At 73.3% G+C, this 13,549-nt stretch carries 15 protein-coding genes; all 15 read left to right on the top strand.

The genetic code is table 11. The annotated features are described in order from the left end of the window. Positions 1-1,666: transcription termination factor Rho (rho, locus tag ABD994_RS24205; protein ID WP_345421482.1), on the top strand; the 1,666-nt coding region annotated here is incomplete at its 5' end. 124 nt (positions 1,667-1,790) lie between these two features. After that, entirely contained in the window at positions 1,791-2,855 is a 1,065-nt protein-coding gene (locus ABD994_RS24210; RefSeq protein WP_345421488.1) for a nitroreductase family protein, read from the top strand. After that, positions 2,852-4,426 (top strand): phenylacetate--CoA ligase family protein, encoded by a 1,575-nt coding sequence (locus ABD994_RS24215; RefSeq protein WP_345421491.1) that lies wholly within the window; start codon positions 2,852-2,854, stop codon positions 4,424-4,426. The genes ABD994_RS24210 and ABD994_RS24215 overlap by 4 nt, the downstream gene beginning before the upstream one ends. Before the next feature lie 93 nt (positions 4,427-4,519). After that, positions 4,520-4,738: a 50S ribosomal protein L31 gene (gene rpmE, locus ABD994_RS24220; protein ID WP_345421494.1), complete on the top strand. Its 219-nt coding sequence runs from the start codon at positions 4,520-4,522 to the stop codon at positions 4,736-4,738. 88 nt (positions 4,739-4,826) lie between these two features. Continuing rightward, positions 4,827-5,927: a peptide chain release factor 1 gene (gene prfA, locus ABD994_RS24225; RefSeq protein WP_345421497.1), complete on the top strand. Its 1,101-nt coding sequence runs from the start codon at positions 4,827-4,829 to the stop codon at positions 5,925-5,927. Next, positions 5,924-6,754: a peptide chain release factor N(5)-glutamine methyltransferase gene (prmC, locus tag ABD994_RS24230; RefSeq protein WP_425550119.1), complete on the top strand. Its 831-nt coding sequence runs from the start codon at positions 5,924-5,926 to the stop codon at positions 6,752-6,754. The genes prfA and prmC overlap by 4 nt, the downstream gene beginning before the upstream one ends. 11 nt (positions 6,755-6,765) lie before the next feature. Next, the gene (locus ABD994_RS24235; RefSeq protein ID WP_345421503.1) at positions 6,766-7,410 is read left to right on the top strand and encodes an L-threonylcarbamoyladenylate synthase; all 645 of its coding nucleotides are present in this window, start codon (positions 6,766-6,768) and stop codon (positions 7,408-7,410) included. Between the two features lie 55 nt (positions 7,411-7,465). Next, a complete protein-coding gene (locus ABD994_RS24240) occupies positions 7,466-8,752 on the top strand; it encodes a serine hydroxymethyltransferase (RefSeq protein ID WP_345421507.1) in 1,287 nt (428 codons plus the stop codon). Between the two features lie 54 nt (positions 8,753-8,806). Next, complete coding sequence (locus ABD994_RS24245; RefSeq protein ID WP_345421615.1) at positions 8,807-9,940, top strand: glycosyltransferase family 4 protein; 1,134 nt, start codon at positions 8,807-8,809, stop codon at positions 9,938-9,940. Between the two features lie 36 nt (positions 9,941-9,976). Next, on the top strand, positions 9,977-10,450 hold the full coding sequence (locus tag ABD994_RS24250) for a Cg1360 family ATP-synthase-associated protein (RefSeq protein ID WP_345421510.1): 474 nt from the start codon (positions 9,977-9,979) through the stop codon (positions 10,448-10,450). Positions 10,451-10,537: 87 nt separating this feature from the next. Beyond that, positions 10,538-10,837: an AtpZ/AtpI family protein gene (locus ABD994_RS24255; protein WP_345421513.1), complete on the top strand. Its 300-nt coding sequence runs from the start codon at positions 10,538-10,540 to the stop codon at positions 10,835-10,837. Next, positions 10,834-11,664, top strand: a complete 831-nt coding sequence (gene atpB / locus ABD994_RS24260; protein ID WP_345421515.1) for a F0F1 ATP synthase subunit A — start codon at positions 10,834-10,836, stop codon at positions 11,662-11,664. The genes ABD994_RS24255 and atpB overlap by 4 nt, the downstream gene beginning before the upstream one ends. A 61-nt stretch (positions 11,665-11,725) precedes the next feature. Continuing rightward, positions 11,726-11,932, top strand: a complete 207-nt coding sequence (atpE, locus tag ABD994_RS24265; RefSeq protein WP_116706531.1) for an ATP synthase F0 subunit C — start codon at positions 11,726-11,728, stop codon at positions 11,930-11,932. Between the two features lie 44 nt (positions 11,933-11,976). Further along, the gene (gene atpF / locus ABD994_RS24270) at positions 11,977-12,690 is read left to right on the top strand and encodes a F0F1 ATP synthase subunit B (protein ID WP_345421518.1); all 714 of its coding nucleotides are present in this window, start codon (positions 11,977-11,979) and stop codon (positions 12,688-12,690) included. Next, positions 12,687-13,529: a F0F1 ATP synthase subunit delta gene (locus ABD994_RS24275; protein WP_345421521.1), complete on the top strand. Its 843-nt coding sequence runs from the start codon at positions 12,687-12,689 to the stop codon at positions 13,527-13,529. Before atpF ends, ABD994_RS24275 begins: the two co-directional genes overlap by 4 nt. Positions 13,530-13,549 lie beyond the last annotated feature (20 nt).

The raw sequence follows: 13,549 nt of genomic DNA on the forward strand, positions 1-13,549 counted from the left end.
CGAGGCGACGGGCGGCAGTGGCGACACCGACACCACGCCGCCCGACGGCGTCACCGCCGACGCGACATCGGAGATCGCACCGGACTCCGCGCCCGAGATCGCGCCCGAGTCCGACGGCGACGCCGGCCGCGACCAGCGCGACGGGCAGTCCCGCCGCCAGCGCGACCGCGACCGTCAGCAGGGCGGGCGGCCCGACCAGAACGGTCAGGGCGGCCAGCAGCGTGACGGCCAGCGCGACGGTCAGCGCGGCGGCCAGCAGCAGCGGGACCCCCAGCAGCGTGATCAGCCGCAGCGGGATCAGCCGCAGCGGGATCAGCCGCAGCGGGATCAGCAGCAGGGTGGTCAGCAGCAGGGTGGTCAGCAGCAGACCAACCAGCGCGGGGACGACGACGAGGACGACGAGGAGGGCGGTGGCCGCCGGCGCGGCCGGCGCTTCCGCGACCGTCGCCGCAACCGCAACGACCGCGGCGAGCGCAACGAGCGCGGGCAGGGCGGCGGGGGCGGCGAGCCGGAGGTCCGCGACGACGACGTCCTCATCCCGGTCGCCGGCATCCTCGACGTGCTGGACAACTACGCGTTCGTCCGCACCTCGGGCTACGCGTCCGGGCCGAACGACGTCTACGTGTCGATGTCGCTCGTGCGCAAGCACGGCCTGCGCCGCGGCGACGCGGTCACCGGCCAGGTGCGCCAGCAGCGCGAGGGCGAGCAGAACCGGCAGAAGTTCAACCCGCTGGTCCGCATCGACTCGATCAACGGGCTGGACCCGGAGCAGGCCAAGCGCCGCCCCGAGTTCACCAAGCTCACCCCGCTCTACCCCAACGAGCGGCTGCGCCTCGAGACCGAGCCGCACCTGCTGACGACGCGCGTGATCGACCTGGTCATGCCCGTCGGCAAGGGGCAGCGCGCGCTGATCGTCTCGCCGCCGAAGGCCGGCAAGACGATGGTGCTGCAGGCGATCGCCAACGCGATCACCACGAACAACCCCGAGGTCCACCTCATGGTCGTGCTCGTCGACGAGCGGCCGGAGGAGGTCACCGACATGCAGCGTTCGGTGAAGGGCGAGGTCATCGCCTCGACCTTCGACCGGCCGCCGTCGGACCACACCTCGCTCTCGGAGCTGGCCATCGAGCGGGCGAAGCGCCTGGTCGAGATGGGTCACGACGTGGTGGTCCTGCTCGACTCGATCACCCGTCTCGGCCGCGCGTACAACCTCGCGGCCCCGGCCTCCGGGCGCATCCTGTCCGGTGGTGTCGACTCGACCGCCCTCTACCCGCCGAAGCGCTTCCTCGGCGCGGCGCGGAACATCGAGGACGGCGGCTCGCTCACCATCTTCGCGACGGCCCTGGTCGAGACCGGGTCGACGATGGACACGGTGATCTTCGAGGAGTTCAAGGGCACCGGCAACGCGGAGCTCAAGCTCGACCGGAAGCTCGCCGACAAGCGCATCTTCCCCGCGATCGACCCCGACCCGTCGGGGACGCGCAAGGAGGAGCTGCTGCTCTCGCCCGACGAGATGGCGGTGACCCACCGGCTGCGCCGCGTGCTCGCCGCGCTGGACTCCCAGCAGGCCATCGAGCTCGTCCTCGACCGGCTCCGCAAGTCGCGGACCAACATCGAGTTCCTCATGCAGGTCGCCAAGACGACGCCCGGCAAGGACGAGGACTGACCTTCCCGTGGTAGCGAACGCGCTGTTCGCTGCGCCTAGGCGCACGAACGGCGCGTTCGCTGCGTCCGGGGTTGAGTAGTTCCACGGCAGACCCGGCACCGGGTCGCGGCCGAGGCTGGGCGGCATGACGGACCAGCTCACAGCGCCCCACCTGCCCGGACCCTGGCGGACGCTCCTGGACGAGGCGCGCCGCTACCCCTCGCCGCACAACTCGCAGCCGATCACCGTGCGCGTGCACGACGACCGGCGCGCGGACCTCTTCTACGACCTCGACCGCGGTCTGCCCGCCGAGAACTTCGGCATCCCGTTCGCGCACGTCTGCGTCGGCGTCTACCTCGAGTCGCTGGCGACGGTCGCCGCGGCGCACGGCTGGGCGGTCCACGAGGACCTGCGCCTGACCGAGATGGACTTCGACTCGCCGCGGCGCCAGCACCTGCTCGGGCACCTGGAGCTCGCCCCGGTGCCCGTCACGACGGAGGCGCGTGAGCAGTCGGAGGCGTTCCACCGGCGGCGGACGTCCCGTCGCCCCTACGACCGCCGCCCCGTCGACCCGCGGGACACCGCCGAGGTCGCGGCGATCGCCGCCGCGATGGGCCAGGAGTTCGGGCGCACCGGCGAGCGCGGGCTCGTGGACGACCTGATCCGGGTCAACCAGGAGACGCTCTTCGACGACCTGCGCGACGACGCGGTCCACGCCGAGATCCTCGCCTGGATCCGCACGTCGACGCGGCAGGCGGCGGCCACGCGCGACGGCCTCTCGGCCGAGACCATGCTGATCCCCGGCCCGCTGCTGCGGGTCGCGATGCGCCACCGGTGGCTGTGGGACCTGCCGGTGATCGGGGGCGTCTTCCGCCGGGCCTACCTCGCGACGATGCGCGGGGTGCGCGAGCTGGGCTGGCTCACCGGCCCGTTCGAGACACCGCGCGACCACGTCGAGGCCGGCCGCTGCTTCCTGCGGATCTGGCTCGCCCTCACCCGCCACGGCGTCTACCTGCACCCCTTCGGCACGGTGATCACCAACCCGCGCTCGCACGCCGCGTTCGTCGAGCGCGCCGGCATCGACGAGTCGGGCGGCCGGATGGCGTGGATGCTCTTCCGGTACGGCACCGGGCAGGAGCCGCCGCGGGCGTGGCGACGCCGCCTCGACGCGATGCTGCTGGACCGCGACGCCGCGACGGTGGCCCGATGAGGGTCCTCTGGTGGTTCCAGGAGCTCCTGGTCGACCTGCTCGGCCGCTCACCCCGGACCCACGCCCTGCTCCTCGCGCCCGGCTTCGAGCGGCTGCGCTGGTGGCTCGGCCGCCGGCGCGCCCAGCGCACCGTCGCCCGCACCGTGCGCCGCGTCCCGGCCTACCGGGCCTTCCTGGCCGAGCACGGGGTGACGACGACGGCGCTCGCGGCGCTCCCCGAGACCGACAAGCGCTCGTACGTCACGCGCTACCCCATCCCCGAGCGGTGCGTGGGCGGCCGGCTGCCGCGCCGGGGGGTCGTCGTCGACGAGTCGTCGGGCTCGACGGGCACCCCGACCAGCTGGGTCCGCGGCCCGGTCGAGCGGCGTGCCTCCCGCGAGGTGCTGCGCGTCGGCTTCCTGCGCCACGCGTCGCCGGACCGCCCGGTGTTCGTCATCAACGCCTTCTCCCTCGGCGCCTGGGCGACCGGCATGAACGTCACCGCGGCCCTCACCCGGGTCTCGACGATCAAGTCCACCGGACCGGACCGCGACAAGATCATCAACACGATGCGCGAGTTCGGCACCGGCTACACCTACGTGATCACCAGCTACCCGCCGTTCCTCAAGGGCCTGCTGGAGGACGACCGGCTGGACTGGGCCGCCTACGACGTGGTCTGCGCCTTCGGCGGCGAGGGGATCAGCGAGGGGATGCGCGACCACGTCCTGCGCCGCGCGCGGAAGGTCGTCGGCGCCTACGGGGCGAGCGACCTGGAGATCAGCATCGCCGTCGAGACCGAGTTCACCATCGCCCTGCGCCGCGCGATCGCCGCCGACCCGGCGCTCACCGCGGCCCTGACCAGGCAGGACGAGTACGGCGTGCTGCCCAACATCTTCCAGTACAACCCGTACGCCTACCTCGTCGAGGAGAACGAGGCCGGCGAGCTGGTCGTCACCATCACGCGCCCGCAGAACGTCGACCCCCGCATCCGCTACAACATCCACGACCGCGGGCACGTGGTGCGGATGCGCGACGTCGTGTCGGTCCTGCGCCGCTTCGGCCTGCAGAGCGTGCTCGACGAGCGCGTCCTCGACCTGCCCCTGCTGCTGCAGTACGGGCGCAGCGACCACTCGGTGGACCACAACGGCGCGGTGGTCCCGCCCGACGGGGTCCGCGACGCCGTCGCCGGCGACCCCGAGCTGGTGGCCGCCGTCGAGAACCACCGGGTGGTCTCCTACGAGGACCGCCGCGGCGACCGGCAGCTGCACCTCGCCCTCCAGCTCGCGGAGGGACGCACGCTGGCCGACCCCGCCGCGGCCGCGCACCGGCTGCTCGCGGCGATGCGCCGCGCCAACCGCGACCTCGACCACGCCATCGCCACCGGCGCGCCGGGCACCGCGCCGACCGTGGGCGTCTACCCGTTCCGGACCGGCGTCTTCGCCGGGGACGGCGGGCGGCTCAAGAACGAGTACGTGGCGGTCCTCGACGCCGACGGGGCCGAGGCGGCGGGCCTGGAGGTGCTCGTGGCGGCCCCGCGGGACGGGAACAACCCGACCCCCGAGGTGGTTGTGCAGCACAGCGGGCGGTCCTGAGAGAATGGCCCGCACATCCGGTACCGGTTCACCCCAGACTCGACGGCGCGGCCGAGGGGACCCGGCGACCACGACGCGAGAGGACCTCGATCCGTGAAGAGCGGCATCCACCCCGATTACCACGAGACCCAGGTGCTGTGCGGCTGCGGCAACTCGTTCACCACCCGCAGCACCAAGCCCGGCGGCAACATCACCGTCGAGGTCTGCTCCGCCTGCCACCCCTTCTACACGGGCAAGCAGCGGATCATGGACACCGGCGGCCGCGTGGCCCGCTTCGAGGCCCGCTACGGCAAGCGCGCCGGCCGCAAGTAGCTCCCTCGACGCCCGTCGTCCCCGTGCCACCGAGCCGGGGGCGGCGGGCGTCGTGCGTGTCGGGACGGGAGAGCCAGGAGGAGGGGTCGTGACCCAGCAGACCGCCGCGGGCGCGGCCGTCACCGCGCTGCTCGAGGAGCACGCGGGCCTCGAGGCGCGCCTGGCCGACCCCGAGGTGCACGCCGACGCGACGCTCGCGCGCTCGCTGGGCCGCCGCTACGCCGCGCTCGCGCCCGTGGTGGCCACCGTCGGTGAGCTCAGCGCCGCCGAGGCCGACCTCGCCGACGCCCGCGAGCTCGCCCGCGAGGACCCCGCGTTCGCCGCCGAGGCCGACGACCTCGCCGTCCGCGTCGAGACCCTGCAGGGCCGCCTGGCCGAGCAGCTGGTGCCGCGCGACCCCAAGGACGGCGACGACGCGGTGATCGAGGTCAAGTCGGGGGAGGGCGGCGAGGAGTCGGCGCTGTTCGCCGGCGACCTGCTGCGCATGTACTCCCGCTACGCCGAGCGCCGGGGCTGGCGGGTCGAGGTGCTCTCGGCCACCGAGTCCGACCTCGGCGGCTACAAGGACGTCACCGTCACCGTCAGCGCCCCCGGCAACGACCCCGACGGCGTCTGGTCCTGGCTGAAGTACGAGGGCGGGGTGCACCGCGTGCAGCGCGTGCCCGTCACCGAGTCGCAGGGCCGCATCCACACCTCCGCGGCCGGGGTGCTCGTCTACCCGGAGGCCGACGAGGCGCCGGACGTCGTCATCGACGAGAAGGACCTGCGCATCGACGTGTTCCGCTCGTCGGGCAAGGGCGGCCAGGGCGTCAACACCACCGACTCCGCGGTGCGGATCACGCACCTGCCCACGGGCGTGGTCGTGAGCTGCCAGAACGAGCGCAGCCAGCTGCAGAACAAGGCGCGCGCCCTCGAGGTGCTGCGCAGCCGCCTGCAGGCCATCGCGGACGAGGCCGCGCAGGACCGGGCGTCGGCCGACCGGCGCAGCCAGGTCCGCACGGTCGACCGCTCGGAGCGGGTGCGCACCTACAACTTCCCCGAGAACCGGATCTCCGACCACCGCATCGGCTACAAGTCGCACGACCTCGACCGCGTGCTCGACGGCGACCTCGACGGCGTGCTCGACGCCCTGCGCGCCGCCGACCGCGCGGAGCGCATGGCGACCGCGGCCGAGGGCGCCACGTCCTGACCGTGCGCGCGCTCCTCGTCCGGCTCACCGAGCGGTTGGCCGCGGCCGGCGTGGCCTCGCCCCGCGTCGACGCCGAGCTGCTGGTCGCACACGCCCTGGGTGTCCCGCGGGGACGGCTGCTGCTCGCCGACCCGCCCGACGCCGAGCAGGCCCGCGTGCTCGAGGACCTCGTGGCGCGCCGCGCGGCCCGCGAGCCCCTGCAGCACCTGGTGGGGACGGCCGTGCTCGGCCCGGTCGAGGTGGCGGTCGGGCCCGGGGTGTTCGTCCCGCGTCCGGAGACCGAGACGCTGCTCGAGCTCGCGCTCGGGCTGCTGCACGGTCGCGAGCGGCCCGTCGTCGTCGACCTCTGCACCGGCACCGGGGCCCTCGCGCTGGCGATCGCCCACGCGCGCCCGGACGCCACCGTGCACGCCGTCGACGCCGACCCCGGCGCGCTGGTCTGGGCGCGACGCAACACCGCCGGGACGGGCGTCACCGTGCACGAGGCCGACGTGACCGTGCCCGGTGTGCTCGCCGGTCTCGACGGCACCGTCGACGTCGTCACCTGCAACCCGCCCTACGTGCCCGAGGGCACCGCGGTGCCGCCCGAGGTCGTTGCCGACCCGCACGTCGCCGTCTTCGCCGGCGCCGACGGCCTCGACGTGGTCCGCCCCGTGGCGACGCTGGCCCACCGGCTGCTGCGCGGCGGGGGAGCGGTGGCGCTCGAGCACGACGAGTCGCACCCCGCGGCCGTGCGCGACGTGCTCGCGGCGGCCGGGTTCACCGGCGTCGCGACCGTCACCGACCTCGCCGGACGCCCCCGCGTGACCTCCGGGCACCGCGCCTAGGCTGGCGCCCCGTGGCCATGGTCTACGACTGCGAGGACCCGGCGACGCGCCCCACCGGACTGGCCGCCGCGGCCGCCGCGGTCCGCGCGGGCCGGCTCGCCGTCATCCCCACCGACACGCTCTACGGCATCGTCGCCGACGCCTTCGACGCCCGGGCGGTCGCCGACCTGCTCGCCGCCAAGCACCGCGGGCCGGACATGCCCCTCGGGGTGCTCGTCGGCAGCTGGTCGACGATCGACGGGCTGGTCGGCACGGTGCCGCCGGTGGCCCGCGACCTCGTCGAGGCGTTCTGGCCCGGCGGGCTGTCGATCGTGCTGCCGCACGCGCCCAGCCTGGCCTGGGACCTCGGTACGACCCGCGGCACGGTGATGCTGCGGATGCCCCTGCACCCGGTCGCGCTCGAGCTGCTGCGCGAGACGGGCCCCCTGGCCCAGAGCAGCGCCAACGTCTCCGGGCAGCCGCCGGCGACCACGGCGCAGGAGGCGCGCGACCAGCTCGGCGACGCCGTGGAGGTCTACCTCGACGGTGGCGTCTGCGCCTCGGGCGTCGGCTCGACGATCGTCGACCTGACCGGCGAGACCCCCCGCCTGCGGCGTGAGGGCGCGGTGAGCGCCGAGGACGTCTCGCGGGTGGTGGGCATCCCCGTCCGGCTGTGAGGTAGCTACCACGGGGGCAGCCCGGGTGCCCGAACGGCCGGTAACGTGGGCCCACATGGCAGCCGACTCACCGCACTTCTGGGGCCCGGACTACGACGCGCTGCGGGCCGTGGACCCCGAGATCGCGCAGGTCGTGGACGACGAGCTCGGTCGGCTGCGCGGCGGGCTGCAGCTCATCGCGAGCGAGAACCTCACCAGCCCCGCGGTGCTCGCCGCGCTCGGCTCGACGCTGTCGAACAAGTACGCCGAGGGCTACCCGGGCCGGCGCTACTACGGCGGCTGCGAGGTCGTCGACCGCGCCGAGGAGATCGGCATCGAGCGCGCGAAGGCCCTCTTCGGCGCCGAGCACGCCAACCTGCAGCCGCACTCGGGCGCCAACGCCAACCTCGCCGTCTACGCCGCGTTCTGCCAGCCGGGCGACAAGGTGCTGGCGATGAGCCTGCCCCACGGCGGCCACCTCACCCACGGCGCGAAGGTCAGCTTCTCGGGCAAGTGGTTCGAGCCGGTGCCCTACACCGTGCGCGAGGACGACCACCTCATCGACTACGACCAGGTGCGCGAGCTGGCCCTCCAGCACCGCCCGAAGATGATCGTCGCCGGGGCCACCGCCTACCCGCGCCTCATCGACTTCGCCAGGTTCCGCGAGATCGCCGACGAGGTCGGCGCGATCCTCTGGGTCGACGCCGCCCACTTCATCGGCCTCGTCGCCGGCCAGGCGATCCCCAGCCCCGTGCCCTACGCCGACGTCGTCACCTTCACGACGCACAAGGTCCTGCGCGGCCCGCGCGGCGGCATGCTCGTCTCGAAGGCCGAGCACGCGAAGGCCCTGGACAAGGCCGTCTTCCCGTTCCTGCAGGGCGGCCCGCTGATGCACGCGGTGGCCGGCAAGGCGGTCGCGCTCGCCGAGGCGGCGACCCCGGAGTACCAGCAGTACGCCCGGCAGGTCATCGCCAACGCCCAGGCGCTCACGTCCGCGCTCGAGTCGCACGGGATGCGGGCGATCTCCGGCGGCACCGACACCCACCTCGCGCTGCTCGACCTGCAGCCCCTCGGCGTCACCGGCAAGGAGGCCGAGGCCCGCAGCGGCCTGGCCGCCATCACGCTGAACAAGAACGCCATCCCGTACGACCCGCAGCCGCCGATGACGGCCTCGGGCATCCGCGTGGGCTCGCCGTCGATCACCACCCAGGGCATGACCGAGGCCGAGATGGGCGACGTCGCGCGCCTCATCGCCGGGGCGGTCACCGCCGACGAGACCACCGAGGACGGCAAGCAGACCCTCGCCGACGTGCGCGACGAGGTCGGCGCGCTCGTGTCGCGGTTCCCCGCGTACCCGCGCTAGACGACTCTCGGGCTACCCTCGGACTCCGTGGGCCCGACACCGGACTTCGCCCCCATGGGGCTCCCGATCCGGGAGTACCTCCTGGTCGGGCTGTCCGCGGCCGTCGTCACCTACCTGCTGACCGGGTTGATCCGCCGGCTCGCGCTGCGGTGGGGCGCGATCGCGGTCCCGCGCGGCCGTGACGTGCACACGATCCCGATCCCGCGCCTCGGCGGGGTCGGGATCTACCTCGGCGTGCTCGGCGGCGTGTTCGTCGCCAGCCAGCTGCCGGTGCTGCGGCGCGCCTTCGACTACTCGAACGAGACGCTCGCGGTGCTCGTCGCCGGCGGCGTGATCGTGGTGGTCGGGGCGCTGGACGACCGCTTCGGCCTCGACGCCCTCACGAAGCTCGCCGGCCAGGCGACCGCGGCCGGGGTGCTCGTGCTCATGGGCGTGCAGTGGACCGCGGTGTACCTGCCGTGGGGCGGCACGGGAGGGAGCACGGGGTCGGTGCTGCTGCTCGGGCAGGACCAGGGCGTGCTCATCACCGTGTTCCTGTGCGTGCTGCTGGTCAACGCGATGAACTTCGTCGACGGCCTCGACGGTCTCGCCGCGGGGATCGGCACGATCGCCGCCACGGCCACCTGCGCGTTCGCGCTCGGCCTGCTCGGCCAGCAGAACGGCGACGTCAACGCCTACCCGCCGGCGCTCATCGCCGCGGTGCTCGCCGGTGCCTGCGCCGGCTTCCTGCCGCACAACTTCCAGCCCGCCCGCCTGTTCATGGGCGACTCCGGCTCGATGTTCATCGGGCTGACCCTCGCCGCGGCCACCACCACCGCGTCGGGGCGCACCAACTACTCGACCACCGGCGCGACCGGCGCCCTCGCGCTGGTCACGCCCCTGATCGTCGTCGCGGCGGTGGTGTTCGTACCGCTGCTCGACCTGCTGATGGCCGTCGTGCGGCGCACCCGCGCGGGCACCAGCCCGTTCGCGCCGGACAAGATGCACCTGCACCACCGCCTGCTCGAGATCGGGCACTCGCAGCGCCGCGCCGTGCTGCTCATCTACCTGTGGGCCGGGGTGCTGGCGTTCGGCGCGGTGGCGCTGGCGCTCGTCGACAACGCGTTCGTGGTGGTCTGGCTGGTCACCGCCGGCGTGCTCGTCGCCGTGCTGGCCTCCGCCGTGCCCCGCCTGCGCACCCGCGCCTGACCTCTCGACTCCCCAGCCGAACCTCGAGGACCCCTCATGACCAGCCCCGAGCCCGACCGCACCCCCGAGAGCCCGCTGACCGGCACCTCCCACTCCAGCGCCGCCACCACCGCCCAGGTCCTCGAGGCCAGCCGGGCCATGCTGCGCGGTGGGCTCTGGCCCGCCCTGGTGGTCGCGGTGCTCGCCGCCGTCGTCGCAGGCCTGCTGGCCGGGGTGACCGGCGTCGTCGCCGCGATCGTCGGCGCGGTCGTCGTCATCGGGGTCTGCTCGCTCGGCCCGCTCGTGATGCGCTGGACCGCCGCCGCCGACCCCATGGTGGTCATGGCCGCCGCGCTGGTGTCGATGATGGCCAAGCTCGGGCTGCTGCTCGTGGTCTTCCTGGTGCTCCAGGCGCTCGGCGTGGTCGACACCCGCATCGCGGCGCTCGCGCTCGGCCCGACGGCGATCGCGTTCATCGCCGGGGAGGTCATCGCCTTCGCCCGCCTGCGCACCCCCACGATCGCGGTCTAGGGCTCGTCCGGGGGTCGCCCGACCGGCCGTGTGGCCTCCGACGGCCCGTAGTGGACTGTGACGAACCTGCTGATATGGTGCGCCCCGATGGCGCAGGACAGCCTCCGCGGAGATGCGGGACGTACCCCCGCGCAGGGGTCCGACCACTCACCGGCGGAAGCCTGGACGATCCTTTCCCACCTGATCACCGGATTCCTGGTGTTCGGGGGGCTCGGCTGGGTACTCGACGTCCTCCTGTCGACGCGGTGGTTCCTCCTCATCGGCCTTCTGGCCGGAGGGGTTGCATCCTTCGCCCTGATCTACATCCGATACCTTTACGTCCCCCCCGACCCCCCTCGACCCGGTGAACCCGCCGGCCCGGAGGACCGGAAGGAGCAGCACGGGTGATCTCGTCGGTCTGGACGCAGGTGCCGGCGCCGCCGGTGCCGCCGGGCGCGCCCGCGGAGGGCTTCAAGGCACCCGGTGTCGAGGACTTCAACATCCCGCCCATCTTCGAGGGCGTCCCGGTCCTGGAGTGGTTCGACAAGCCCGCGATCCAGATGATCATCGCGGCGCTCATCGTCTACGGCTTCTTCGCCCTCGCGACGAAGAAGCCGAGCATCGTGCCGGGACGTCTGCAGTTCCTCGCGGAGAAGTTCCAGGGCGTCGTGCGCGACCAGATCGCGCGTGACAACATCGGCCCGGAGTTCCGCCGGTACGTGCCCTACCTGGTGGCGCTGTTCGCCTTCATCCTGGTGAACAACGTCTTCGGCATCTTCCCCTTCATCCAGTTCCCCACGTTCTCGCACCCGGGCATGGCGTACGCGCTGGCCATGGTCACGTGGGTGATCTACAACTACGTCGGCATCCGCAAGCAGGGTTTCGGCGGTTACGTCAAGCTGCAGACCTGGCCGCCCGGGGTGCCCTGGGCCGTCCGGATCGTGCTGACCCCGATCGAGTTCATCTCGAACTTCATCCTGCGTCCGGTCACGCTCTCCCTGCGGTTGTTCGGCAACATGCTCGCCGGCCACCTGCTGCTGCTGGTCTTCATCTTCGGCGGCGAGTACATGCTCACGGTGGCCGACTCGCTGGTGCTGAACATCCTCTCGCCGTTCGCGTTCCTGTTCGCCATCGTGATGACGTTCTTCGAGGCGTTCATCCAGGTCGTGCAGGCGTACATCTTCACGATCCTCACCGCGTCGTACATCGGCGCCTCGCTGGCCGACGAGCACTGAGTCCCCGGCGGGACCCCTCCCTCCCCGATTCCCGAACGACCCGTCTGGAAAGGAACCCCTCATGGTTCAGGGCAGCCTCAACATGGTCGGCTACGGCCTCTCCGCCGTCGGCCCCGGTATCGGCGTCGGCATCGTCTTCGCGGCCTTCATCAACGGTGTGGCCCGCCAGCCCGAGGCCCGCGGCCAGCTGCAGACCATCGCGTTCATCGGCTTCGCCCTCTCCGAGGCGCTCGCCATCATCGGTCTGGTCCTCGCGTTCGCCATCTGATTTGTCCCTGACCGGTCGACACCGCAGGGGCGGGAGGTGAACCGATGAGCGTGACCGAGCTCCTGGCCGAGGAACAGCCGGCCGGGCACCCGTACGCCACGCTGCCGCATCCGGCGGAGATCATCGTCGGCCTGGTGGCGTTCGCGCTGCTCGTCTACGTGCTCTACCGCTACGCGTGGCCGAACCTCGTGACGTCGCACGACGACACGAAGAAGCAGATCGAGTCGGGCATCGCCCGGGCCGAGGCCATGGAGGCCGACGCGAAGGCCGAGCTCGCCCGCAGCCGCGAGCGGCTGGCGGGCGTCGACGACGAGACGGCCCGCATCCGGGACGACGCGCGCGCCGACGCCGAGCGGATCGGCCAGGACATGGACCGCCGGGCCGAGGAGGAGGCGGAACGCGTCCGCGCCCAGGGCCGGCAGTCGCTCGAGGCGTCCCGCTCGCGGGCCGTCGCGGACCTCCGCGCCGAGACCGGCCGGCAGTCGGTCGAGCTGGCCCGGCGGATCGTCGAGTCGTCCCTGTCCGACGAGACGAGCAAGGGCCAGAGCGTCGACCGCTTCCTCGACGAGCTCGAGGCGATGGGCGGTGGCGGGTCCCCCGACGGCTCGACCGGGTCGGCGAGCCAGCCCGGCGGGTCCGACGGGTCCGACGGGTCCGGTGACGGCTCCGGCCGGTCCAGCACGGCGGCGGCGTTCGGCACCGCCGGCCCGTCCGGCCCGTCCACCACGCCCACCCAGGGGAACGGAGCACCGTCGTGAGCACCTCCGGGCTCCTCGCCGACTTCCACGCCGCGAGCCGCGACGCGCTCGAGTCGACGCGGCGCCGGCTCTCCGAGTCGACGCAGCAGGCGAGCGCGGGCGACCTCGGCACGGTGGCCGACCAGCTCGACGGCGTCGCGGACCTGCTGCGCCGCGAGCCGGTGCTCCGCCGGACCCTGGCCGACTCGTCCCGCGACGCCCAGGACCGCGAGGGACTGGCGTCACGGCTGCTCGACGGGCAGGTCACGTCGGTCACCGCGGACGTCGTCAAGGCCGCGGTGTCGGCGTCGTGGTCGAAGCCCGACGACCTCGTCGACGGCCTGCGCACCGTCGCCCGCGAGGCGCTGCTGATCTCGGCCGAGCGCGACGGCCGCCTCGACGCCGTCGAGGACGAGCTCTTCCGCCTCGGCCGCATCGTGGCCGCGGAGCCCGAGCTCGAGCGCCTGCTGGCCGACCCGGCGGCGAACGCCGAGGGCAAGCACCAGGTGCTGGAGCGGCTGCTGGCCGACCGCACCGAGGCCACCACCCGCAAGCTCGCCGAGCAGCTCGTGGCCCACCCCACCGGGCGCGGCGTCGCCCAGGGCCTGGAGCGGCTGGCCGAGCTCGCCGCCGAGCGCCGGGAGCGGTCGGTCGCCACCGTGCGCTCGCCCGTCGCCCTGTCCGACCAGCAGCAGGAGCGGCTGGCCGGTGCCCTCGCGCGCATCTACCGTCGGGACATCACCCTGCACCTCGAGGTCGACCCCGCCCTGGTCGGTGGTCTCGTGATCCAGGTCGGGGACGAGGTCATCGACGGCAGCGTCGCGGGCCGGCTCGACGAGCTCGGCCGGAGACTGGGCTGACCAGTGGCTCGGTTGATTCC

The organism is Actinomycetospora chlora (genome assembly GCF_039542135.1).
GTDB classification, from domain to species: Bacteria; Actinomycetota; Actinomycetes; order Mycobacteriales; family Pseudonocardiaceae; genus Actinomycetospora; species Actinomycetospora chlora.